Source organism: Streptomyces sp. SudanB52_2052, assembly GCF_964272415.1.
Taxonomy (GTDB): Bacteria; Actinomycetota; Actinomycetes; order Streptomycetales; family Streptomycetaceae; genus Streptomyces; species Streptomyces olindensis.
In genome coordinates this window covers 2226862-2250029 of sequence record NZ_OZ186796.1, presented here as the reverse complement: position 1 = coordinate 2250029, position 23168 = coordinate 2226862, and the positions used below count along the sequence as shown (strand labels likewise).

The following is a 23168-nucleotide window of genomic DNA, read 5'->3' as shown; positions in this document are numbered from 1 at the left end:
GGACGCACGTGCACCGGGCGGGCGGCACGTCATCGTGCTCCGCTGGCGCTGCCCGTACGGATGAATTCCCCCCGGGGCGCGGTCCGCGAGGCGTGTCGGACCCGGGGGTGTCGTCGGCCGGTCGGTACGACGGGACCCGGTGCCCGGCCCTCGGGGCGGGCCCGTCCGAGTCCACCGCCGAAAGGGAAACCGTGACCGCTCCCGTCACCCTCGACCACCGCGTCTCCGGCTACAACCTGCGGCACGCCTACTGTCTCGCCCAGGCGTGCGCGCTGGCGTACAAGGACCGGGCCACCATCGAGCAGCAGGCGGACAAGTGGGGCTTCGGCCGCGTGCGCCACCACGAGACGCGGTTCACGCCGCCGTTCCCGCTCCAGGACACGCAGGCGTACACGCTGGCCAGCGACCACATGATCATCACCGCGTTCCGCGGTACGGAACCCGCGCAGATCAAGGACTGGCTGACCGACGGCACGGCACCGCCGCGGCGCGGCCCGGACGGCACCGGGTACGTCCACCACGGCTTCGCCGAGGCCCTGGACTCGATCTACCCGGACGTCCTGGCCACGCTCGACGAGTGGCGCACCGACGGGCAGAGCGTGTGGTTCACGGGGCACAGCCTCGGCGGAGCGCTGGCGATGCTCGCCGGGGCGCGGATGTACCTGGAGGAGCCGCGGCTGGCGGCGGACGGCGTGTACACCTTCGGCCAGCCCCGCACCTGCGACCCGACGCTCGCCGCCGCGTACGACAAGGGCTACAAGAACCGCATGTACCGCTTCGTCAACAACAACGACATCGTGCCGCAGCTCCCGCCGGAGCCCTTCTACACGCATGTGAGCGCCCTGCGGTACATCGACTCCCACGGGCGGATCCGCGAGTCCATGCCGCTGATCGGCGGGCTGGCCGACCGGGTGAGCGGGATGACCGCCGACCTCTTCGCACCCGCCGGCGACGGCGTCCGGGACCACTTCGTCGACAGCTATCTGAGGGTCCTGGAGAAGAACCTCAACTGAGGCGGCACCCCCGCACCCGGCCCGGGTGCGGCAGCGTCGGAATCCCGCCGAATTCGCGGACGGGGCGTACGGCTAGGTGAGGGACGGGGCGAGCGGCGCGAGAATGGTGGGGACCTGGCGAGGTGCACGCGGCACATTCGGGCGAAACGATCCGCCAGTCAGGCTCCGCAGCTGCGACCGCTGTCTTCACCCCGGCACGAGCGCGCCGAAACGGAGGACCGACGCATGGCCACACCGCTCACCGCCGCCCGGCTCGTCGCCGCGTTGCAGGCCGAGGGCTGCGCCGTTCACGAGGTCAGTGGCTGGCGCACCAACAACCGTAATCACAAAGGGCCTTGGGGGCCCGTCCACGGCGTGATGATCCACCACACCGTCACCGGGCCCGGCACGGACGTCGTCGGGCTCATCTACCACGGCCACAGCGCCCTGCCCGGCCCGCTCGCCACCGGCTGCATCACCAAGGACGGCGTCGTCCACCTGACCGGCAACGGCCGGGCCAACCACGCCGGCGGCGGTGACGGCGACGTACTGAACGCCGTCATCGGCGAGTCGTACGGCGCCTACCCGCCCCCCACGCACGAGCACGACGGCTCGGGCGGCGCGGTCGACGGCAACGCCCGCTTCTACGGCTGGGAGTGCGAGAACAAGGGCGACGGCAGGGATCCCTGGCCCCCCGCCCAGTACCTCGCCATGGTCAAGGCCACCGCCGCGGTCTGCCGCGCGCACGGCTGGGGCCACAAGAGCGCGATCGGCCACCTGGAATGGAGCGACTGGAAGGTCGACCCGCGCGGGTTCGACATGGCCGGCTTCCGCCGTGACGTGGCCGACGCCCTGGCCCTCCCGGCGGGCCTGTGGGAAGGAGAGGACCCCATGCCCCAGTACGTCAACCTCGGTGTCGCCGGGCGGTACCAACTCCCGCCGGGCGCCTGGGACTCGGTGGAGTTCGCCACCGAGTGGAGCGACGAGACCGGTGATCACGCCACCGGCGGGAGCGTCTTCGCCCGGGGACCGGCCCGTTTCAGCGGGACCGTCAGCCTCCACCTCGACGGGCTGCCGGCGGGCGCGGTCGTCCAGGCGCGCATGTCGGAGTACCAGGGCGACCAGCACCGCGCGGACCACCCGATCCACGAGATCGTGGGGACCGGCGGCGGCACCTTCGCCGTCCTGCCCGTGACGAAGCGCATAGCGTCGGGACGCAGCATGCGCGTCCGGCTGCTGAACCAGGCCGCCGTCCCGGTCACCGTCGTGAGCGCCGTGCTGACCGTGCTGGTGTGGAAGGAGGCGTGAGCGCCCCGGGTCACTTCGGCGCCGGGAGTCCGGGGCCCTGGCAGCGCACGTTCGCCGCGGGCACCGTTCCGTCCACCAGGTAGGCCGCCGCGGTGCCGTCCACGCACGCGTCGCCGCGGCTCGCGAACACGCCGTGGGAGTAGTCGTCGTCGAGGGTGACCAGGCGTGAGCCGGGGAGCAGCCGCTGCAGGGAGCGGGCTCCCTCGACCGGTGTCACGGGGTCGTGTGCGGAGGCGACCAGGAGGACCGGCGGAGCGGCGGGGCTGCCGAGCGGGGTGCGGTGCGGGGGCCGGTGGTGCCAGTAGGCGCAGGTGCTCGCCTCCATGCCGGTCAGCACCGGCTGCGGGTCGGCACGGCGGGTGCGGCGGATGTCCGCGACGATGTCGCGGGGGGTGGGGCCCGGCCCGTCGGCGCACTTGACGACGCGGTTGGCCGCTTCGTACGTGCGGGAGTCCGGGCCGTCGAAGGCGGTGGCCGGGCGCAGCGCGTCGACGCCGCCGTCGGCCAGGTAGCCGCGCAGCCCGCCGGCCAGGCCCGCCCACCGCTCGGTACGGCCCAGGGCGCGGTACACGGCCCGGTCGAACTCCGCCGGACCGAAACCGGCCACCGGCCGTGCGGCGAGCCCCCGGCGCACGCGCAGGTAGGACGCGCGCACCTCGGCCGGTGTCTCGCCCAGCCCGAAGTACCCGGCGGCCCAGGCGAAGAAGGTGTCGCGCTGACGCAGCAGCGCCCGGCTCTGCAGGACGTCGAAGTCGTACCAGTCCCAGGGGCCGACGACGCTGTCCAGCACCATCCGGCCCACGCGGTGTGGTAACCGGGCGGTGTAGGCGGCGCCCAGGTAGGTGCCGTAGGAGACGCCGAGGAAGCTCGTTTCCGGTTCGCCGAGGGCGGCGCGTATCGCGTCCATGTCGTACGCCGTCTGCTCGGTCGACAGGTGGGGCAGCAGGCGGCCCGCGTGCGTGGCGCAGTCGTCCGCCATGGCCCGCAGGGACCTCAGGTACGTCCGTTCCGCCGCGGGCCCCACCGGGACCGGGTCGCCGCCCGGGCTGTCGAAGAGGCCTCCCATCGGGCCACACGTGACGGGGGTGCTCCGCCCCGTGCCGCGTGGGTCGAAGCCGATCACGTCGTAGGCGCGCCGCACGCTCTCGGGGAGTTTCGCCCGCTTGGTGACCGCGTAGGGGAGTCCGGAGCCGCCCGGGCCGCCCGGGTTGACCAGCAGGATGCCGCGCCGTTCGGCGGGCGTGCCCGAGGCGCGGACCCGGGAGACCGCCACCTCGATGCGAGGGCCTCGGGGGTGCCGCCAGTCCAGCGGCACGGTGAGCCGTCCGCACTCCACGCGCTCCGGAGGGGCCGGCCGGGGGACGGAGTCCGGGCAGGCGCCGAACCGCAGGGGCGAAGGCGCCTCCGAGGCCTGGACGGGGGCGGCCGGGAGCAGCGCAGAGGCGGCCGTGAGGGCGCACAGCAGTGCGGTGCGGCGTGCGGGACGGGTCAAGGGGTTCTCCAGAAGATCTTCGCCCAACCAGATGACAATGAAAATGATTATCGATAACGTCTTCGGCGGCAACACCCGGCGCCCTCCCCCCGGAGGGCTCGCCGGGCTGCCCGCACGCCTCGAACTCATCGTGGAAAAGGGGGAGTTGTGGCTCATCTGTTGGTGGTCGAGAGCTGGGTCGGCTCCATGAGCAGACTGCTGCCGCGGGCGATCCGGGAGAACGGGCACACGTTCACCTTCCTCACCCGCGACCTGCACCACTACCTGCGCTCGGCACCGGAGGGGACGGCTCATCCGCTGCTCGGCGCCCGCAACGTCATCACCGCCGACACCAACGACATCGAGGCACTGCTGCCAGAGGTCGAGCGGCTGCACCAGGTGCTCGGCTTCGACGGGGTCGTCACGTCCTGCGACTACTACCTGCCGACGGTGGCCCGGATCGCGGGCCGTCTCGGACTGCCCGGCCCCGGGCCGGAGGCCGTCGAGAACGCCTGCCGCAAGGACGCCACCCGCCGCGTCCTCGACGACGCCGGGGTCCCGGGCCCGCGCTTCGCCGTGCGCGAGGAGTGGGCCGACATCGCCCGAGCGGCCCGGGAGATCGGCTATCCGCTGGTCGTCAAACCCGTCGACCTGTGTGCGGGCATGTACGTGCGCCGGGTCGACGACGAGGCCGCACTCGCCGCCGCCTGCCGGGCCCTGGCCGACTTCCCGGTCAACGCCCGAGGACAGCGGCGCACGCCCGTGGTGCTGCTCGAAGAGCTGCTGGACGGGCCCGAGGTGAGCGTCGAGACGGTGTCGCACGCGGGCGCGGTCCAGGTGGTGGGCGTGACCGACAAGAGCGTCGGCGGGGCACCCGCCTTCGTCGAGACCGGGCACATGTTCCCGGCCGCCCTGGCACCGGCCGACACCGACGCCGCCGAGCAGACCGCCCTGGCCGCGCTCAAGGCCCTCGGCCTGACCGACGGGGTCGTGGCACACACGGAGATCAAGCTGACCTCCGCCGGACCGCGCGTGGTCGAGGTCAACCCCCGGCCCGCCGGGAACCGCATCACCGAGCTCATACGCCACGTCACCGGCATCGACCTGGCCGCCGCCTTCGTCGACGTCGCCCTGGGCCGCGCACCCGACCTGCGGCACACCGACACCGGGCTGCGCAGCGCCGCCATCGGCTTCCTGGTGCCGGAGGCCTCCGGCACCCTCGAAGCGCTGGACGGCAGCGGGACGGCCGACCGGCCCGGGGTGCTGGAGGTCCAACTCGCCGAGCCCGGCAGGACGGTGAAGGCGGCCGGCAGCAACAACGAGTACCTGGGGCACGTCATGGCCGGCGACGCCGACGGGCTCGGGGCCCGCGCCCGAGTCGAATCCCTGCTGGACGAACTGCGCTCGGGACTGGTGATCCGATGACCACCGCCGTCACCGGCACGTCCTACGACGGCCTCGTGGCCCGGGTGCGCGACGGGGCCCTCGGACCCGACCCGGCCACCCTGCGCGTCTCCGTCGCCTTCACCACCCGGCAGGCCGTCCGGCACGCCGGGCGCGGCACCGGCTACCGCAACGAGGTCCTCAGCCTCCGTCTCGCCGAGGCCGTCGGCTCCTGCGCCGTCGAGCCCGGGGCGCTCCCGGACAGCGCGGTCGAGGAGTGCGTCGGCGCCGACGTGGCGCTGCTGCTGGAGCACCCGCTGCCGCCGGTGCGCGTGGCGGCCCTCGACGCCTACCTGATGCACGTCCTGCCGCACACCCCGGACCAGGGGGCCGCGCCCGTGCCGCTGCCCGCCGGGTCGTCGCTGGAGAAGTCCCGGGCCCGGGCCGAGGCCGTCGTCGAGCTGCTCGACCTGCCGCCCGGCGCCACGGTGCTCGTGGTGGGCGTCGTCAACTCCCTGCTGGAAGCGCTGCGTTCCCGCGGCCTGCGCTACGTCCCCTGCGACCTCAAGGGCGGCGCGACCGAGTGGGGCGAGCCGGTGGTCACCGACGCGCTCGCCGCGGCCGACGGGTGCGACGCGCTGCTCGTCTCCGGCATGACCCTGGGCAACGGCACCTTCGAACCGCTGCGGCTGCACGCCCTGGCCCACGGCAAGCAGCTCGTGATGTTCGCCCAGACCGGCAGCGCCGTGCTGCCCCGCCTCCTCGGCCACGGGGTGAGCGCGGTGTGCGCGGAGCCGTACCCCTTCTTCTGGCTCGACGGCGGCCCCGGGGTCGTCCACCGCTACCGCGGCTCCTGTCCGGGAGGCGGCCGATGACCGCGACCGCGCTCCGGCCGGAGGCACGCCGGGAACTGCTCTCCCTGCTCGGCCGCACCCCACTGGCCCGCATCACCGCCGACCTGCCCGGCCCCCACCCCGGCTTCTGGGCCAAGCTCGAAGGGCTCGCGGCGGGCGGGATGAAGGCACGGGCCGCCGTGTCCATGCTGCTCGGCGCCCGCGAGCGCGGCGAACTCCTGCCCGGCGCCCCGGTCGTGGAGTCCACCTCCGGCACCCTCGGCATCGGACTCGCCTTCGCCGGACAGGCCCTCGGCCATCCGATCGTGCTGGTCGGCGACCGCGAACTGGAGCCGTCCATGCGGCAGTTGCTGCGCTCCCACGGCGTGCGGCTGGAGATCGCCGACCGCCCGGCCGAACCCGGCGGCTGGCAGGCCGCACGCCTCGCCCTGCTGCGCGACCTGCTCGCCGAACTGCCCGGCGCCTACTGGCCCGACCAGTACAACAACCCCGACAACACCGCCGGCTACGCCTCCCTGGCCGCCGAACTCGCCGTGCAGCTCGACCACCTCGACATCCTGGTGTGCAGCGTCGGCACCGGCGGCCACAGCGCCGGCATCATCGGCCCGCTGCGCCGGCACTGGCCCGCCCTGCGGCTCATCGGCGTCGACGCCACCGGCTCCACCATCTTCGGCCAGCCCGCCCGGCCCCGGCTGATGCGCGGCCTCGGCAGCAGCATCCACCCGCGCAACGTCGCCTACGACGCCTTCGACGAGGTGCACTGGGTCGGCCCCGCCGAGGCCGTCGACAGCTGCCGCCGGCTGGCCCGGGGCGCCTTCGTCAGCGGCGGCTGGAGCACCGGCGCCGCCGCCCGGGTCGCCGCCTGGGCCGCCCGCGTCCACCCCGGGGCGGTCGTCGCCACCGTCTTCCCCGACGGACCGCACCGCTACCTCGGCACGGTCTACGACGACGACTTCACCACCGCCCACGGCCTCGACCCCGCGACCGCCGCCACCCGGCCCGTCGAGATCCCGCACCCCTACGCGGCGGAGGCCGCCGGCTGGGTCCGCTGCACCCGCGTCAGCGACCCCCTCGCCGCCCCCGCCCTCCGGAAAGAGAGCCCGTGAAGCCCAGCCTGCGCACCGTACGCCTCGCCCTCGCCGAGCCGCTGCGCATCTCCCGTTCCACCATGGCCGCACGCGACGCCGTGTGGCTGACCGTCGAGCACGACGGACTGCGCGGTCACGGCGAGGCCGTCACCAGCGTGTACTACGGGCTCGGCACCGAGACACTGGTCCGGCTCCTGACGGCCGTGGACCTGAGCCGTTTCGCCGACCCGGAGAGCGCCCTGGACGCCCTGCGGGACGGGGAGTTGTTCCCCGACGACACGCCGCCCATGGTCACCGCCGCCGTCGAGTCGGCGCTGCTGGACCTCACCGGCAAGCGCGCGGGCGTCCCCGTGCACCGGCTCCTCGGCACCGACGCGACCCCCGTCGCCGCGACCGCCCGCACCATCGGCATCACCGCCCCGGCCCACGCCGCGGCGGAGGCCCGCCGCCTCGCCGCGCGCGGCTTCGAACTCGTCAAGGTCAAGGCGGGCGCCCCCGACCCCGAGGACGACATCGAACGCGTCCGCGTCATCCGCGACGCCGCCCCCCGGGCCCGGCTGCTCCTGGACCCCAACGGAGCCTGGTCCGCGGCGCAGGCCGACGCCCTGCTGCCGCGCTTCGCCGACCTCGGCGTGGAAGCCGTCGAACAGCCCCTCGCCCCGGGCGATCCGGAGGCCCTGGCCGCCCTCGCGCAGCGCGCGCCGCTGCCCGTCATCGCCGACGAGGACGCCGTCGGCCCGGAGGACGTCCGCCGCCTCGCCGGACGCGTCCACGGCGTCAACGTCAAACTCGCCAAGTGCGGCGGGGCGCACGCGGCCCTCCGCATCGCCGAGGCGGTCGAGGGCAGCGGCACCGCGCTGATGCTCGGCTGCCTCACCGCCAGCACCCTCGGGCTCGCGCCCGCCGTGCACCTGGCCGACCGGGCCCGCTGGGCCGACCTCGACGGGCACCTGCTGCTCGCCCACGACCCGTGGACCGGCATCGGCGGCACCGACGGCGTCGTACGGGCGAGCGGCCTTCCCGGACTGGGCGTCGAGGAGGTGGCGGCACGTGCGGACGTGGCATGAGATGCGGCGCTTCCCGCTCGCCGTACGGCTGCTGCTGGTCAACCAGTTCGGCGTCAACACCGGCTTCTACCTGCTCATCCCCTACCTCGCCACCCACCTCACCGAGAACCTCGGCCTGTCGGCGGCGGTCGTCGGCGTCGTCCTCGGCGTCCGCAACCTCAGCCAGCAGGGCCTGTTCCTCATCGGCGGCTCCGCCTCCGACCGGCTCGGCGCGCGCGGTGTCATCATCGCCGGCTGCGCCCTGCGCACCCTCGGCTTCGCGCTGTTCGCACTCGGCGACGGACTGGCCGTACTGCTCGCCGCCTCCGTCCTCAGCGGCGTCGCCGGGGCACTGTTCAACCCGGCCGTGCGGGCGTACCTCGCGCAGGAGGCGGGGGAGCGCAGGGCGGAGGCGTTCGCGCTGTTCAACGTCTTCGCCACGACCGGCGCGCTCGTCGGACCGCTGCTGGGCAGCGTGCTGCTCCTCGTCGACTTCCGTACCTCCGCGCTGACCGCGGCCGGGATCTTCGCGGTGCTCACCGTCGCGCAGGCCCTCGTCCTGCCCGCGCGCAGGGCCGAACCCAGCGGCAGCACTGTCCTCGGGGACTGGCGGGAGGTGCTCGGCAACCGGGCGTTCCTGGCCTTCGCGCTCGCCATGGTCGGCATGTTCACCCTGGAGAACCAGCTGTACCTGCTGCTGCCGGCCGGGGCGCGGGAAGCCACCGGCTGGGACGGGGCGGCGGGCATCGTCTTCCTCGTCGGCACGGTGGCCAACCTGGCGCTGCAGCTGAGGATCACCCGGAGCCTCAAGGCCCGGGGCAGCAGGGGGCGTTGGATCGCCACCGGCCTGACGGTCATGGGCCTGGCCTTCCTGCCGCCGGCGTTCCTGCCGGGCATCGTGCCCGTCCTGGCCGGCGCCCTGCTGCTCTACGTCGGCGTCATGATCGCCCAGCCGTTCGTGATGGAGCTGATCCCCGGCTTCGGCCGCCCCGAACTGACCGGCACGTACTTCGGGATCTTCTACGTCGTCTCCGGCGTCGCCGCGGCCCTCGGCAACACCGCAGTCGGCTGGGCCATGGACACCGGCGAGCGGGGCGCCGCGTGGCTGCCCTGGCTGTGCTGCGCCTGCATGGGCCTCGCCTCCGCGCTCGGCGTGGCCTGGCTGCACCGGCTCCACGCCCTGCCCGCGAGCCCGGCCCCGGACGTCCCCACCCCGGCGGGGGAGAGGAGCAAGGCGTGACCAGCGGCTCCGACGGGCGGTCCGCGAGCAGCAGCCGAGGCGTGACCCGTGGTTCCAATGGGCGGTCCGCGAGCAGCGGCAACCTCCTCACCGACAACCCGGCGCTGTACGAGGCCCGCTTCCCCGACGCCGAACGGCTGGCCGCCCGCTGGACGGAGGACTGCCTGCGCCGCCACGGGGCCGGGCCGCGCGTGCTGGACATCGGCTGCGGCACCGGCCGCGACGCCGCCGCGCTGCACCGGGCCGGGCGGACGGTGACCGGCGCCGACCTCTCCGAGGCGATGCTCGCCCACGCCCGCACGCGGCATCCCGGCCCCGCGTACGTCCGGGCCGACCTGCACGGCTTCGACCTCGGCACGTTCGACGCCGTCGTCTGCCTGGACAGCTCCCTGCTGTACTGCCACACCAACGACCAGCTCGACGGCTTCCTCACCTCCTGCCGCAAGGCCCTCGCACCGGGCGGCCTGCTCGTCGCGGAGATGCGCAACGGCGCCTACTTCCTCGGCCGGACCGACCTCCTCGACCGGCCCGCGGTCAACGAGTTCACCTGGCAGGGCACGGCCCACCGGTCCACCACCACGCTGACGGTGGACCGCACGGCCCAGCTCCTGCGCCGCACCCGCGTCTGGACCACCGACGACGGATCACCGCCCGTCACCCAGCACTCCGCCTGGCGGCTGCTCTTCCCGCAGGAGCTGCGGCACCTCCTCGCCGCGCACGGATTCGAGGTGCTGGAACTCCACGACGGCCCCGGCCCCCGCACCGAACCCCCCTGGACCGAGGGCGAGGTGCCCGGCCGGAGCACCGACGCGGACCGGCTGCACCTCGTCGCGCGAACGCTCACCCACTGACCCGAAGGACCAGCCATGAACGACGAACGCCTGCCCGGCGAACGCTTCCCCGCCCTGCGCCGCCGCGGCTTCCTCGCCGCCACCACCGGTGCAGCCGCCCTCGCCCTCACGGGCTGCGGCGGCGGCACCGACGACAAGGCCGACAGCGGCAGCGGCGGAACGCCCCGGCGCGGCGGACGCCTGCGCGCCGCCTTCGCCGGAGGCGGCGCCGGCGAGACCCTCGACCCGCACCTGGCCAACCTGTTCGCCGACGTCGCCCGCGCCAAGGCCCTCTACGACAAGCTCGCCGACTACGGTGCCGACCTCTCCGCCCAGCCCCGCCTCGCCGAGAAGTGGCAGTCCAACAAGACCCTCGACCGTTGGCAGGTCACCCTGCGCGAGGCCACCTTCCACGACGGCAAGCCGGTCACCGCGAAGGACGTCCTGCACAGCTACCGCCGCATCGCCGACCCGAAGCAGGCGTTCCGCGCCAAGGCGTCCCTGGAACCCATCGACCTCGACGCCAGCCGCGCCCGGGGCGACCGGACCGTCGAGTTCGTCCTCAAGCGCCCCACGGCCGAATTCCCCAACGTCCTCGCCGCGTTCGGCGCGTACATCGTCCCCGAGCACGCGGGCGACTTCGACAGGAAGCCGATCGGCTCCGGGCCCTTCCGGTTCGTGTCCTTCACGCCCGGCCGCTCCGCCGTCTTCCGCCGCTACGAGGACTACTGGGACGGCGCCCCGCACCTCGACGAGATCGAGTTCGTCGTCGCCAACGAGGAGTCCGCGCGGGTCAACGCCCTCCTCGCGGGCCAGGTCGAGTACGCCCACGAGCTCAACCCGACCACCGCCCGGGCCCACGAGGGCCGGGGGCAGATCGAGATCGTGCGGCTGCGCAACAGCGCCATGCAGGCGTTCTGCATGAAGACCGACCGGCCGCCCTTCGACGACAAGCGCGTCCGTGAGGCGTTCTTCCTCATCGCCGACCGCGAGGAACTCGTCGCCGGTGCCCTCTCCGGCGCGGGCGAGGTCGGCAACGACCTGTTCGGCAAGGGCTACGAGTACTACGCCGACGGACTGCCGCAGCGCGCGCAGGACCTCGACCGCGCCCGCGCCCTGCTCAAGCAGGCCGGTGCCGAGAAGCTGAAGGTCACCCTGGACACCTCGGCCGTCGCCGCCGGTTTCACCGAGGCCGCGAGCATCTTCCGCGACCAGGCCGCCGAGGCGGGCGTCACGATCGACGTGAAGACCGGCAGCAAGGACTCCTACTGGAGCGACATCCTCGACGGCGGCACCCTGTGCTGCTACCGCTCCGGCGCCATGCCCATCGAGGCCCACATCTCCCAGCGCCTCCTCACCGACTCCACCACCAACGCCACCCAGTGGCGGCACAAGGACTTCGACGCCCTCTACCAGCAGGCCCAGTCCACCCGCGACAAGACCGAGCGGGCCGCCGTCTACGAGCGGATGCAGCGCCGCCTGTACACCGAGGGCGGCTTCCTGATCTGGGGCTTCGCCGACTGGATCCTCGGCACGTCCCGCAAGGTCAGGGGAGTCGAGACCAAGGCCCCCGCCAACACCCTCGACTGGGCCCGCTTCGACAAGGTGTGGCTGGCGTGAAAACGGCCCCCCGCGGCACGTCGAGCGGCGGGCCCGGCGGACTGCGTTCCTTCGTCGCCCGGCGCCTCACCCTCGGCGTGTTCCAGACCCTTGCCGTCGTCCTGCTGGTCTTCGCCCTCACCGAGGCCCTGCCGGGCGACGCCGCCGTCGCCCTCGCGGGGGACCAGCCCGACCCCGCCCGCATCGCGGCGATCCGCGAGGCCATGGACCTCGACCGGCCCGCGCACGAACGCCTGGCGGACTGGGCGGCGGGACTGCCGCGCGGCGACTTCGGCACGTCCCTCACCTCCGGCCGCCCGGTGAGCGAGTACATCGCCGGCGGGTTCGGCCCGAGCCTGCTGCTGGCCGCCCTCACCCTCGCCCTGCTCGTCCCGCTCGGCTTCGGGCTCGGCGTGCTCGCCGCCCGGCACGAAGGGCGGCTGATCGACCGGCTGGTCAGCTCCGTGACCCTCGCCGTGTACGCCGTACCCGAGTTCGCCCTGGGCGTGCTGCTGGTGACGGTGTTCGCGCTGAAACTGGCCTGGCTGCCCCCCACGGCGGTGGGCTACGGCACCGACCTCGTCGGCCACCCGGCGGTGCTCGTCCTGCCCGTGCTGGTCCTGCTGGCCCGCCCGGTGTGCTCCCTGTCCCGTCTCGTCCGGGCCGGCATGGTCGACGCGCTCGCCTCGCCGTACGCGGCCCACGCCCGCCGCTACGGCGTCCCCGGCGCCCGCGTCCGCTACGCCCACGCCCTGCCCAACGCCCTGGCCCCGGCCGCGCAGCAGCTCGCCCGCACCATCGACTGGCTGCTGTGCGGCGTCATCGTCGTGGAGGCGCTGTTCGTGATCCCCGGCCTCGGGACCGTCCTCCTCAACGCCGTCGCCGAACGGGACGTGCCGGTGGTGCAGGGGCTCGCCGTGGTGTTCGGCGTGCTGACCGTCGTCCTGAACCTGGCCGCGGACGTGGTGGCGTACCGGCTGACGCCCCGGGCGGGGGTGGCGGCATGACGGCCCCGCGCCGGCTGCTCCTCGGCCTCGCGGTCGTCGCGGTGCCGCTGCTCCTCGCCCTCCTCGGCCCCCTGTTCGCCGGTGAACCCGGCCCGCGCGCCGCCTCCTTCACCCTCGGCGGCGGCCACTGGCTCGGCACCGACTTCGTGGGCCGGGACGTCTGGCAGCAGGTGCTGCACGGCGGCCGCACGGTCGTGCTGACCGCGCTCGCGGCGACGGCCCTCGCCTACCTCGTCGCCCTCCCGGTCGGACTCGTCAGCGCCGTCACCCACGCACGGCGGCTGGAGGAGCTGCTGATGCGGCCGCTGGACGTGCTGCTCGCCGTGCCGTCGCTGCTGCTCGTGCTGCTGGTGGCGTCCGTGTTCACGCCGGGAGCCGCGGGGCTCGCGCTGCTCGTCGCGCTGGTGAACGTGCCCGACGCGGCCCGGATCGTACGGGCCGCGGCGGCCGAGGCGGCGGCCCGGCCCGCCGTGGAGGCACTGCGCATGCAGGGCGAGTCGTGGTGGCGCGTCGCCGTCGGCTACGTCGGCCGCTCGTCCCTGCGCACCCTCGCCGCCGACGCCGGCATCCGCCTGACCGGCGTGCTGTACCTGGTGTCGACGGCCGCGTTCCTCGGTGTCGGGGTCGCCCCCGACGCCGCCGACTGGGCCGTCATGGTCGACCGCAACCGCACGGGCCTCTTCGTCCAGCCCTGGGCCGTGGTCGTGCCCGCCCTGCTGATCGTCGCCCTGACGACGGGCACCAACCTGCTCTTCGACGCCGCCCTGGAGAAGAGCCCGAGAAGGAAGGGACGGCGGCCGTGAACGACGAGACGGACCCGACCACCCCGCCGGAGCCGGTCGCCGCGATCCACGGCCTCCGCGTCGAGATCGACGGCCGCCCGATCGTCGACGGGGTGGACCTGCGCGTGCTCCCCGGCACGGTGACCGCCCTGGTCGGCGCCTCCGGCAGCGGCAAGACCACCACCGGCCTCGCCCTGCTGGGGGAGTACCCGCCCGGGGCCCGGGTCACGGGCGAGGTGCAGCGGCCCGCCGACGGCCGGGTGGGCTACGTGCCCCAGCACCCGGCGGCCGTCCTCAACCCGGCCCGCCGTGTCAGCGCCCTCCTCGACGACCTCGCCCGTCCCCGGGTACGCCACCTGCCCCGGCCCCAACGGCGCACGGCGGCCCGGGAACTCGTCCTGCGGGCCCTGTCCGACGCCCGGCTCCCGGACGCCGAGGCGCTGCTGCGCCGCTACCCGCACCAGCTCTCCGGCGGCCAGCAGCAACGCGTCGTCCTCGCCCAGGCCCTTCTGCTCGGCGCCCGGGTCGTCGTCGCCGACGAACCCACCACCGGCCAGGACCCGGTCACCAAGAGCGGCATCGTCGACCAGCTCGCGGCGGTCGCGGCCCGCGGCATCGCGGTCGTGCTGCTCAGCCACGACCTCGACGTGGTTCGGGCCCTCGCCGACGAGGTCCTCGTCCTGCGCGCGGGACGGGTCGTGGAGTCGGGCCCCGCGGCCCGGCTGTGGCAGGCACCCCGCCACGAGTGGACCCGCCGGCTGCTCGGCGAACAGCCCCCGGCCCCGCGCGAAGAGGCACCCGCCGACCCCGGCCGGCCCACCCTCCACGTCCGGAACCTCACCGCCGTCCACGACCGTGCGACCACCGTCCTGCGCGTCCCCGACCTGGCGCTCCACCCCGGCGAGTGCCTGGCCGTGGTCGGCCGCTCCGGCAGCGGCAAGACCACCCTCGGCCGCTGCCTCGCCGGCCTCCACCGCCACCACGACGGCGAGATCCTCCTCGACGGCACGCCGCTGCCGCGCAGCCTGCGCCACCGCGGCCGGGACCGACTGGCCGCCGTGCAGTACGTCTTCCAGGACGCCCGCGCCGCCTTCGACGAGCACCGGCCCGTCCTGCACCAGGTGGCCCGCACGGCGGTACGGCTGCGGGGCGCCGGGGAACGGGCGGCGACGGACGAGGCGTCGGCCACCCTCGCCCGGCTCGGCCTGCCGGAGGACCTGGCCCGGCGGCGCCCCGGCGAGCTCTCCGGCGGCGAACTCCAGCGCGCCGCCCTCGCCCGCGCCCTCCTCGCCCACCCCCGGGTCCTGATCTGCGACGAGATCACCTCCGGCCTCGACACCGTCACCCGCCGGGGCATCCTCGACCTGCTCGCCGCCCTGGTCCGCGACCGCGGCGACCTCGCCCTCGTCCTCATCACCCACGACCCGGCCACGGCGGCCCTCGCCCACCGCATCGCCGTCCTGGACGCCGGCGAAGTCGTGGAACAGGGCCCGGCCGGACGGGTCCTGACCGAGCCGCGGCACCCCTTCACGGTCGCCCTGCGGGAGACGATCGACCGCCTCGGCACGTATACCCGGGCATGAACCGAAGCCGGTCCCGTCCGTTACGAGTTGAACAAGGGTGCGGCCCTGTGATTAGGGTGCGGGCGATGTTCCGCGCAGACGCCACCCCCTTACCCCGGGCAAGACGAGGCACAGCCGCTTCGAGGATCCCCGGGAGGGCCCGTGAGTGACACGGTGGCCACGGCCCGCCCGGTGGCCGAAGCGACCCGGGAGCCGCGGGCGGGGGAGCGGGACACGCCGGCCCGGCCGCCCCGGCAGCGGGACGCGTTCTTCGACAACGCCAAGTACCTGGCGATCGTGCTGGTGGCCGTCGGGCACGCCTGGGAGCCGCTGCGCCCCGGCAGCAGGGCCGTCACGGCCCTGTACATGCTCGTCTACGCCTTCCACATGCCGGCGTTCATCGTCATCTCCGGCTACTTCTCACGCACCTTCGACGGCAGCCCCGCACGGCTCAGGCGCCTGGTCACCGGCGTCGTCGTCCCGTACGTGGTGTTCGAGACGGCGTACACCCTGTTCACCCGGTGGACCAGCCAGGACCCCGACCGGCCGGTCAGCCTGCTGGACCCGCTGTACCTGACCTGGTTCCTGGCGGCGCTGTTCGTCTGGCGGCTGACCACGCCGGTGTGGCGGCTCGTGCGGTGGCCGCTGCCGGTCGCCCTCGGCGTCGCGATGCTGGCGACGCTCACTCCGTCCCTCGGCCACGACCTCGACCTGCAGCGCACCCTGCAGTTCCTGCCGTACTTCGTGCTGGGCCTGCTGCTGCGGCCGGAGCACTTCCGGCGGGTGAGACGGCGCACCGCGCGGATCCTCGCCGTGCCGGTGGCCGTCTGCGCGCTGGGCGTGGCGTACTGGGCGGTGCCGCGGATGAACTACGCCTGGTTCTTCCACGCGGACAGCGCCCGGGAGCTGGCCGCTCCCTTCTGGTACGGGCCCGTGATGACGCTGGCCGCCTTCGGCTGCTCGGCGGTCCTGGTGGCCTGCTTCCTCGCCTGGGTGCCGGGGCGCCGGACGTGGTTCACCGCCCTGGGCGCGGGGACGCTGTACGGCTATCTGCTGCACGGCTTCGTCGCCCAGGCCGCCAAGCACTGGGGCTGGTACGAGCCGGCCTGGGTCCACCGGCCGGTCGGCGCGATCGCCGCCACCCTGGTCGGGGCCGTGGTCGTCACGGCGCTGTGCACCCCGTCCGTGCGGCGCGTCTTCCGCTGCGTGACGGAACCGGGGATGGCGTGGGCCTTCGGCAGGAGGGGCGCCGCCCCGCCGCCGGGCGATGCCCGCGCGTGAGGCCTACTGCTGGGTGCCGGTCTCCTGCTGCAGCGGAGCGTGCCCGTTCAGGGCCTGCGTCATCTGGTGCTGGGTCTCCTCGGCGACCACGCGAGCCTCTTCGACGACGTCACCGCGTTCGCGTATGAGGCTTTCGTAGATCGGCAGTTCTTCGTTCCGGATCGAGTCGGGTTTCACGGGGTTCGTCCTATCGCGTTTACAGCCGGGTCTGGGGGCCCGTGTAAGTCTGCGTCATGCCGTGCCGCGGTGTTACCCACCCCCGTCGTGTCCAGAATTCCGTCACGAGTTTCGCGAATTCCCCAACTTTGCGACCGTGAGAAGAACCCCGGGTACGGCGAAGGGCCCCGGGAACCGTGTCCCGGGGCCCTTTACGCGGCTGGCGTCAGAGCGACGTCGTGTGGACGCCCGCGCTCCCGGAGGCCGCCCCGCCCTCCGTCGACAGGGTTCCCTGGAGGCTGCCGCAGAGCTCGGCGGTCAGCGGCCCGACCAGGCCGGCGGAGAGGCTGCCCACGAGGCCCGCGGAGGCACCGCCCGCCATACCGCCGGAGACGTTCTCCAGGTCGGCGTCGGACAGCTCGGCGATGTCGACCCGAGAGGTGAGGTTCATTGGAGGTGTTTCCCTTCGCGTGAATGTCTCGCATTGGCGGCGCGCGTGGGGGGTCGCCGGATCCGGAACCAGGATTCCGTACCGACGGCTCCGCCGTGCGCAGGATCAAAGCATTCCGCGGGAGAAAAGTTCCAACCGCTTCCCGGCGTCGCGCCGGTCATGGCGGCGACCGTCTTCACCGTCATGACCATGGGCACACGAAATGCTCCCATTCCTTCACACAGTCCGTCGGCCTGCCGCCCGCACATGTATTGCGCCCCGATTCCCGAAGCGGGCACTTCGGCGCCAAGTCCCCATGACGGGTGATGGACTTGGCGCCCGGCGTGCCGCCCCGTGGCGTCCTGGCGAACCGTGTGCAGATGTGCTGGAGGTTCGGATTCCGCTTGGTTAGGCCGCCCCGGCCGGCTGCAGCAGCCGCGCCAGCAGGTCGTCCAGGGTGACCAGACCGGTGAGCCGGCCGGCGCCGTCGCGGACGACGGCCAGGGAGGACCGGCGCCGGCGCAGCACCTCGATCGCGTCGGCGACGGTGGTGTCCTCCGTCAGCGCGGGCACGGGCCGGGCCAGTTCCCGCGCGGTCCCGGCCCGCCCCCGGGCCCGGGCGACCAGGGCGTCCCGGGCGTGGACCGAGCCGAGGACGACGCCGTTCTCCCGGACGAGCAGCCGGGTGCGGTCGTGCGCGGCGGCCGTCCGCAGCAGTGCCTCGATGTCCGAGCCGCCCTCCACCCAGGTGATCTCCGCGGCGGGGATCCGCAGCGCGGCCACCGGTGTCTCCGGCTCGGTCAGGGAGCGGGTCAGCAGCTCCGAGTCGGTCGCGCTGATCAGGCCCAGCCGCTCCGACTCCTCCACCAGGTGCGTCAGCTGCTCCCGGTTGTGCACCGAGGCCAGCTCGTCGCGCGGGGCCACCCGGCACAGCCTTACCAGGCCGTTGCTGACCCGGTTGAGCAGCCGGATCAGCGGCCGCACGGCCCGCACCACGGCCCGGAAGGGCGGTGAGAGCAGCATCGCCGACCGCTCGGGGTGGGCGATGGCCCACGACTTGGGGGCCATCTCGCCGACCACCATGTGCAGGAACACCACCACGACCATCGCCACGGCGAACGCGACCCCGTAGGACACGGCGCTGGGCAGTCCCAGCTTGTGCAGCAGCGGGTCGAGTTCGTGCGAGATGGCCGGCTTGGACACCGAGCCCAGGCCCAGCGTGCACACGGTGATGCCCAACTGGGCGCCGGCCAGCATCAGCGACAGCTCGCGCATGCCGGCCAGGGCCGCGCCGGCACCGCGCCGCCCCTCGGCCGCCGCCTTCTCCATGCGGTGCCGCTTGGCGGCGACCAGCGCGAACTCGGCCGCCACGAAGAAGCCGCTGCCGATGAGCAGCAGCACGGTCACGAAGACCGCCGTCGGGAAACTCACGCCATCTCCTCGGCTTCTCGGGCTTCCGCGGCGTCCACGAACGGGCTGATCCGTACGCGGTCGGCCACGTGCCGGTCGAGCGTGCGCACGTCGATCACGGCCAGGCCGCCCTCGGGCAGCTCGACCGTGACCCGGTCGCCGACCGTCGGGAAGCGGCCGAGCCGGTCCACGACCAGACCGGCCACGGTGTCGTAGTCGTCGTCCTCCGGCAGCCGGACCCCGGTGGCCTCGGCCACCTCGTCCAGCCGGCGGCCGGCGTCCACCAGCCAGCCGTCGCCGTCCGCGACGGCGAGCACGGTGACCGTGTCGGACTCGTCCGCGATGTCGCCGACCAGTTCCTCCGCGATGTCCTCGTAGGTGACGATGCCGGCCACGCCGCCGTGCTCGTCGAGGACGACCGCGAACTCGTCGTCCTGCTCCCGCATCCGCGTCACCGCGTCGGGCAGCGCCAGCGTGTCCGGCAGCAGCAGCGGACGGCGGGCCACCTCGCCCGCGGTCGCGCCGGCGAGCCGGGCGGCGGGCAGCGCCGTCAGCTCGCGCACGCCCAGCACGCCCGCGATGTCGTCCGGGTGGTCGCCGAGGACGGGGTAGTTGGAGTGGCCGTGCCGGGCGATCAGGCCGATCGCCTCCTCGGCGCCCGCGTCCCTGCGGACGAAGACGGCGTCGGCGCGCGGCACCATCACCTCGTCGAGGCTGCGCTCGGAGAACTCCAGCGCGTGGTCCAGCAGGGCGGCGGTGTCCTTGGGCAGCGCGCCCTGCTCGTGGGACTCGCCGATCAGATGGCCCAGCTCCTCCAGCGTGGCGCCGTGGTGCAGTTCCTCGACCGGCTCGATCCCGACCCTGCGCAGCAGCTTGTTCGCCGCGCTGTCGAAGACGTGCACGACGGGTCCGACGACCTTCAGATACGCCAGCGTGGACGGGGCCAGGGCCTTCACCAGCCGCTCGGGCACGGCGATGGCGAGGTTCTTCGGGGCCAGCTCGCCCAGCACCATCTGTACGACCGTGGCCAGCACGAAGGCCAGCACCACGGAGACGCCGCCGACGGCCGCGTCGGGCAGGCCGATCCCGGACAGGGCGGGCCGCAGCAGCGCGGACACGGACGGCTCGGCGATGAAGCCGACGACCAGCCCGGTGACGGTGATGCCGAGCTGCGCGCCCGACAGCATGAACGACAGCCGCTCCAGCACCCTGAGGGCACGGGCGGCCTTGCGGTCCCCGGCCTCGGCCTCACGCGCGAGGGTGAGCCGGTCCGCGGAGACGTAGGCGAACTCCTGGGCGACGAAGTAGCCGGTGCCGGCGGTCAGCACGAACACGGCGAGCAGGCCCAGGAGGGCGTTCGCGGCACTCATCGAACACCATCCCGCCGTGTGCCGCGATCACTGATGTCGTGGCGGGATGGTCCGGGACTGTGCCCCGGGGGGTCCGTCGGTCTGGCGGACAAGAAGTGGCTCCTTAGGTGTGGTCTGTCTCCGGGTCAACGTCTGCGGGCGCGCCCGTGTTCCCGGATTCTACGACGGTGTAGAGAACGCCGCTCGGCGCGCGCGTGCCGGCTCAGCGGCGCAGCCCCCGCACCAGCCCGGCGGCGGCACCCGCGGCGGCCACCCCGGCCCCGGCGAGCGCCAGGCCCCTGCCCCGCCGCCCGGGGGAGGCGGGGCGGGCGTCCGGCGCGGCGCCGTACGCGCTGCCCGGGCCGCCTGGCAGCGCGGAGGCCAGCAGTTCCGCGAGGTGCACGCCCTCGTGGCCGCCGCTGTCGAGCTCGTGGATCTGGGTACGGCAGCTGAAGCCGTCGGCGAGCACGACCGTCTCCGGGGCCTCGGCGCGCAGCCGCGGCAGCAGCGCCTGTTCCGCGCACGCCTCGCTGACGGCGAGGTGGCCGCGCTCGAAGCCGAAGTTGCCGGCCAGCCCGCAGCAGCCCGCCTCCAGCCGTTCCGCGTCGACCCCGGCCCGCCGCAGCAGCTCCCCGTCGGCGTCCCAGCCCAGTGCGGCGTGCTGGTGGCAGTGCACCTGCGCCAGCGCCCGCGCGGACCGCTCGGGCACCCGCGGGGGCGTGTAGCCGGGGGAGTGCTCGGTGAGCAGCTCGGCGAGCGTCACCGTCTGCTCGCGCAGCCGTCGTACGTCCCGGTCGCCCGGGAACAGCTCGGCCACGTCGGAGCGGAGGACGGCCGTGCAGCTCGGTTCCAGCGCCACCACCAGGCCGCCCGACCGGACGTGCCCGGCGAGCCGGCGGACGGTCCGGGTCAGGACGCGTTCGGCGGTGCCGAGTTGGCCGGTGGAGATCCAGGTCAGGCCGCAGCACAGCGGCTCGGCGGGCAGCTCGACCCGCCAGCCCGCGTGCTCCAGCAGGGTGACGGCGGCCCGGCCGATGTGCGGGTGGAAGTGGTTGGTGAAGGTGTCCGGCCACAGCAGGACCGTCCCGCGCCGTCCGTCGCCCGAGGGCTCGTGCCGCCGGAACCACTGCTGGAGCGTCTGCCCGGCGAACAGGGGCACTTCCCGGTCCGCGATCCCCGCGACGGCGACCGCCGCCTTCGCCAGGGGCGGGGTGTGGGTGAGCGCGTTGACGACCGGGCCGAGCCGGGTGCGCCCGACCGCCTGGGCCAGGGCGGGCAGCCAGCCCATCGACAGGTCGGAGCGGGGCCGGCGCCAGGGCCGGCCCGCGTAGTGGTGGGACAGGAACTCGGCCTTGTAGGTGGCCATGTCGACATCGGCCGGGCAGTCCTTCTTGCAGCCCTTGCACGCCAGGCACAGGTCGAGGGCGTCCTTGACCTCCCGCGAGCGCCAGCCGTCGCGGATTGCGCTGTCCCCGTGCCCGTCGAGCATCTCGAACAGCAGCCGGGCCCGCCCGCGCGTGGAGTGCTCCTCCTCCCGCGTCACCTGGTACGACGGGCACATCACCGCGCCGCCCTCGTGGGTGAGCTGCCGGCACCTGCCGACGCCGACGCACCGGTTCGCCGCCTCGGCGAAGGAGCCGCCGTCGTGCGGGAAGCGGAAGTGCACGTCGCGCCGGTCCCGCGGCGCCCAGTCGCCGCCCAGGCGCAGGTCCTCGTCCAGCCCGTACGGCGCCACGACCTTCCCGGGGTTCATCCGGTTCAGCGGGTCGAATAGGGCCTTCAGCCGCCCGAACGCCGCCACCAGGTCCTCGCCGAACATCCGGGGCAGCAGCTCGCCCCGGCTCTGCCCGTCGCCGTGCTCCCCGGAGAACGAGCCGCCGAACTCGGCGACCAGGTCGGCCGCCCGCTCCATGAACCGCCGGTAGGCGGCCACGCCGTCGGCGGTGTACAGGTCGAACGGGATCCGGGTGTGCACGCAGCCCTGCCCGAAGTGGCCGTACAAGCTGGGCCCGGTGTCGCTCAGGTAGCCGAACTCCTCGTACAAGCCGCGCAGTCGGCGCAGGTACTCCCCGAGCCGCTCGGGGGGCACGGCCGAGTCCTCCCAGCCCTCGAAGGTGTCGGGCCGGTGCGGCACGTGCGCGGTGGCGCCGAGGCCGGACTCCCTCACCCGCCACAGCTCCTGCTCGTGGACGGGGTCGTCGAGGAACGCCACGTCGGGGTCGTGCTCGGTCTCGTGCAGCGCGTCCAGCATGCGGTGGGCCCGGCCGTCCGCCTCCTCGACGGTGTCGGCGCCGAACTGCACCATCAGGAAGGCCCGGCCGTCGGGGAGTTCGCCGAGCGCCTTGGGATTGAGGTGCTTGAGCCGCTGGTCGTGGATGAGCCGGTCGTCGACGCCCTCCAGGGCGATCGGCTCGTGCGGCAGGATGTCCGGCACGGCCTCGGCGGCCTGGTCGATCCGCGGGAACCCCAGCACCACCAGGGTGCGTTCCCGCACGACGGGCACGAGTTCCAGCTCGGCGCGCAGCACGGTGACGAGCGTCGACTCGCTGCCGACCAGCAGCCCGGCCACGTCGAAGCGGTGTTCCGGCAGCAGGGAGTCGAGGTTGTAGCCGGAGACCCGGCGCGGGATGCCGGGGAAGCGCCGGCGGATCTCGTCGCCGTAAGTGTCCCGCAGCTCCCGCAACCCCCGGTACACGGCCGCCCGCAGGTCGCCCTGCCGCTCGATCTGGGCGTACTCCTCGTCGCTGGTCTCGCCGCACCAGAAGCGGGTGCCGTCGTAGAGCAGCACCTCCAGGCGGGCGATGTTGTCGACGACCTTGCCGTGTGCCTGGGCGGTCGCGCCGCAGGAGTTGTTGCCGATCATGCCGCCGATCGTGCAGTTGGGGTGGGTGGCGGGCTCGGGGCCGTAGCGCAGCCCGGTGGGCGCGAGCTGCCGGTTGAGTTCGTCCAGGACGATGCCGGGCTGCACCACGCAGGTGCGGCGTTCGGTGTCGACGGACTCCAGCCGGTGGCAGTGCTTCGACCAGTCGATCACCACGGCCGTGTTGGCGCACTGCCCGGCCAGACTCGTCCCGCCGCCCCGGGACAGCACCGGCGCCCCGTGCTCCCACGCCACGGCCACCGCCTCGGCCGCCGCCTCGGGCGTCCGCGGCAGCACCACGCCGATCGGCGTCCGGCGGAAGTTGGAGGCGTCCGTCGCGTACGCGGCCCGGCTCCCGGCGTCGAACCGCACCTCGCCGTCGACCCGTTCGCGCAGCGCCTTCGCGAGTGCCCCCGGATCGACGGGCGGTCCGCCGAGCGGGGGACGTACGACGGGGTCGGGCAGGTACGACGCGCCCATGAAGGCCTCCTGCTGGTGACGGGACGAGCAGGCGCCGGGT

19 protein-coding genes are annotated in these 23168 nt (G+C 74.1%); 13 read left to right on the top strand and 6 right to left on the bottom strand.

Translation table 11 applies throughout. The features are described 5' to 3' along the window. Positions 1–191: 191 nt before the first annotated feature. A complete protein-coding gene (locus ACSUPV_RS09870; protein WP_436947322.1) occupies positions 192–1013 on the top strand; it encodes a lipase family protein in 822 nt (273 codons plus the stop codon). Positions 1014–1238: 225 nt separating this feature from the next. Then, a complete protein-coding gene (locus ACSUPV_RS09865; protein ID WP_382610789.1) occupies positions 1239–2300 on the top strand; it encodes a peptidoglycan recognition protein family protein in 1062 nt (353 codons plus the stop codon). Between the two features lie 10 nt (positions 2301–2310). On the opposite strand, the gene ACSUPV_RS09860 is transcribed toward ACSUPV_RS09865, so the two are convergent. Next, positions 2311–3792, bottom strand: coding sequence for an alpha/beta hydrolase (locus tag ACSUPV_RS09860; protein WP_436947321.1), 1482 nt, complete (start codon positions 3790–3792; stop codon positions 2311–2313). 147 nt (positions 3793–3939) lie between these two features. Between ACSUPV_RS09860 and ACSUPV_RS09855 the strand changes: the two genes are divergently transcribed. The 11 genes from ACSUPV_RS09855 (at position 3940) to ACSUPV_RS09805 (ending at position 16443) form a co-directional block, all read left to right on the top strand. Continuing rightward, entirely contained in the window at positions 3940–5196 is a 1257-nt protein-coding gene (locus ACSUPV_RS09855) for an ATP-grasp domain-containing protein (RefSeq protein WP_382610783.1), read from the top strand. Beyond that, positions 5193–6029, top strand: coding sequence for a Rossmann-like domain-containing protein (locus tag ACSUPV_RS09850; RefSeq protein ID WP_436947320.1), 837 nt, complete (start codon positions 5193–5195; stop codon positions 6027–6029). Before ACSUPV_RS09855 ends, ACSUPV_RS09850 begins: the two co-directional genes overlap by 4 nt. After that, entirely contained in the window at positions 6026–7114 is a 1089-nt protein-coding gene (locus ACSUPV_RS09845; RefSeq protein WP_382610777.1) for a PLP-dependent cysteine synthase family protein, read from the top strand. Before ACSUPV_RS09850 ends, ACSUPV_RS09845 begins: the two co-directional genes overlap by 4 nt. Further along, positions 7111–8163, top strand: coding sequence for a dipeptide epimerase (locus ACSUPV_RS09840; RefSeq protein WP_037761674.1), 1053 nt, complete (start codon positions 7111–7113; stop codon positions 8161–8163). Before ACSUPV_RS09845 ends, ACSUPV_RS09840 begins: the two co-directional genes overlap by 4 nt. Beyond that, complete coding sequence (locus ACSUPV_RS09835; protein ID WP_436947319.1) at positions 8147–9382, top strand: MFS transporter; 1236 nt, start codon at positions 8147–8149, stop codon at positions 9380–9382. The genes ACSUPV_RS09840 and ACSUPV_RS09835 overlap by 17 nt, the downstream gene beginning before the upstream one ends. Positions 9383–9423: 41 nt before the next feature. Then, complete coding sequence (locus tag ACSUPV_RS09830) at positions 9424–10233, top strand: class I SAM-dependent DNA methyltransferase (protein WP_382610958.1); 810 nt, start codon at positions 9424–9426, stop codon at positions 10231–10233. Between the two features lie 15 nt (positions 10234–10248). Continuing rightward, the gene (locus ACSUPV_RS09825; protein WP_436947318.1) at positions 10249–11832 is read left to right on the top strand and encodes an ABC transporter substrate-binding protein; all 1584 of its coding nucleotides are present in this window, start codon (positions 10249–10251) and stop codon (positions 11830–11832) included. Further along, on the top strand, positions 11829–12818 hold the full coding sequence (locus tag ACSUPV_RS09820) for an ABC transporter permease (protein WP_436947317.1): 990 nt from the start codon (positions 11829–11831) through the stop codon (positions 12816–12818). Before ACSUPV_RS09825 ends, ACSUPV_RS09820 begins: the two co-directional genes overlap by 4 nt. After that, entirely contained in the window at positions 12815–13621 is an 807-nt protein-coding gene (locus ACSUPV_RS09815; RefSeq protein WP_037761680.1) for an ABC transporter permease subunit, read from the top strand. The genes ACSUPV_RS09820 and ACSUPV_RS09815 overlap by 4 nt, the downstream gene beginning before the upstream one ends. Then, complete coding sequence (locus ACSUPV_RS09810; RefSeq protein WP_436947316.1) at positions 13618–15183, top strand: ABC transporter ATP-binding protein; 1566 nt, start codon at positions 13618–13620, stop codon at positions 15181–15183. Before ACSUPV_RS09815 ends, ACSUPV_RS09810 begins: the two co-directional genes overlap by 4 nt. Before the next feature lie 141 nt (positions 15184–15324). Then, positions 15325–16443: an acyltransferase family protein gene (locus ACSUPV_RS09805; RefSeq protein ID WP_382610761.1), complete on the top strand. Its 1119-nt coding sequence runs from the start codon at positions 15325–15327 to the stop codon at positions 16441–16443. 3 nt (positions 16444–16446) lie between these two features. Here ACSUPV_RS09805 and ACSUPV_RS09800 read toward each other — a convergent pair whose 3' ends face one another. The 5 genes from ACSUPV_RS09800 to ACSUPV_RS09780 form a co-directional block, all read right to left on the bottom strand. Next, complete coding sequence (locus ACSUPV_RS09800) at positions 16447–16620, bottom strand: hypothetical protein (RefSeq protein ID WP_359793155.1); 174 nt, start codon at positions 16618–16620, stop codon at positions 16447–16449. A 205-nt stretch (positions 16621–16825) separates the two neighbouring features. Next, positions 16826–17050 carry a hypothetical protein gene (locus tag ACSUPV_RS09795; RefSeq protein WP_031118994.1) on the bottom strand — a complete coding sequence of 75 codons (225 nt, stop codon included), beginning with the start codon at positions 17048–17050 and terminating at the stop codon, positions 16826–16828. A 387-nt stretch (positions 17051–17437) separates the two neighbouring features. Then, on the bottom strand, positions 17438–18460 hold the full coding sequence (locus ACSUPV_RS09790; RefSeq protein ID WP_037761685.1) for a hemolysin family protein: 1023 nt from the start codon (positions 18458–18460) through the stop codon (positions 17438–17440). Continuing rightward, positions 18457–19809 (bottom strand): hemolysin family protein, encoded by a 1353-nt coding sequence (locus tag ACSUPV_RS09785; RefSeq protein WP_436947315.1) that lies wholly within the window; start codon positions 19807–19809, stop codon positions 18457–18459. Before ACSUPV_RS09785 ends, ACSUPV_RS09790 begins: the two co-directional genes overlap by 4 nt. 202 nt (positions 19810–20011) lie before the next feature. Then, positions 20012–23128: an FAD-binding and (Fe-S)-binding domain-containing protein gene (locus ACSUPV_RS09780; RefSeq protein WP_436947314.1), complete on the bottom strand. Its 3117-nt coding sequence runs from the start codon at positions 23126–23128 to the stop codon at positions 20012–20014. Between the last annotated feature and the right edge of the window lie 40 nt (positions 23129–23168).

What these genes read in the sequence shown, in the direction of transcription:
- ACSUPV_RS09865 (WP_382610789.1), top strand. Translation starts at nt 1,239, where the DNA reads ATGGCCACACCGCTCACCGCCGCCCGGCTCGTCGCCGCGTTGCAGGCC.
- ACSUPV_RS09850 (WP_436947320.1), top strand. Translation starts at nt 5,193, where the DNA reads ATGACCACCGCCGTCACCGGCACGTCCTACGACGGCCTCGTGGCCCGG.
- ACSUPV_RS09845 (WP_382610777.1), top strand. Translation starts at nt 6,026, where the DNA reads ATGACCGCGACCGCGCTCCGGCCGGAGGCACGCCGGGAACTGCTCTCC.
- ACSUPV_RS09825 (WP_436947318.1), top strand. Translation starts at nt 10,249, where the DNA reads ATGAACGACGAACGCCTGCCCGGCGAACGCTTCCCCGCCCTGCGCCGC.
- ACSUPV_RS09815 (WP_037761680.1), top strand. Translation starts at nt 12,815, where the DNA reads ATGACGGCCCCGCGCCGGCTGCTCCTCGGCCTCGCGGTCGTCGCGGTG.
- ACSUPV_RS09795 (WP_031118994.1), bottom strand. Translation starts at nt 17,050, where the DNA reads ATGAACCTCACCTCTCGGGTCGACATCGCCGAGCTGTCCGACGCCGAC.
- ACSUPV_RS09785 (WP_436947315.1), bottom strand. Translation starts at nt 19,809, where the DNA reads ATGAGTGCCGCGAACGCCCTCCTGGGCCTGCTCGCCGTGTTCGTGCTG.
- ACSUPV_RS09780 (WP_436947314.1), bottom strand. Translation starts at nt 23,128, where the DNA reads ATGGGCGCGTCGTACCTGCCCGACCCCGTCGTACGTCCCCCGCTCGGC.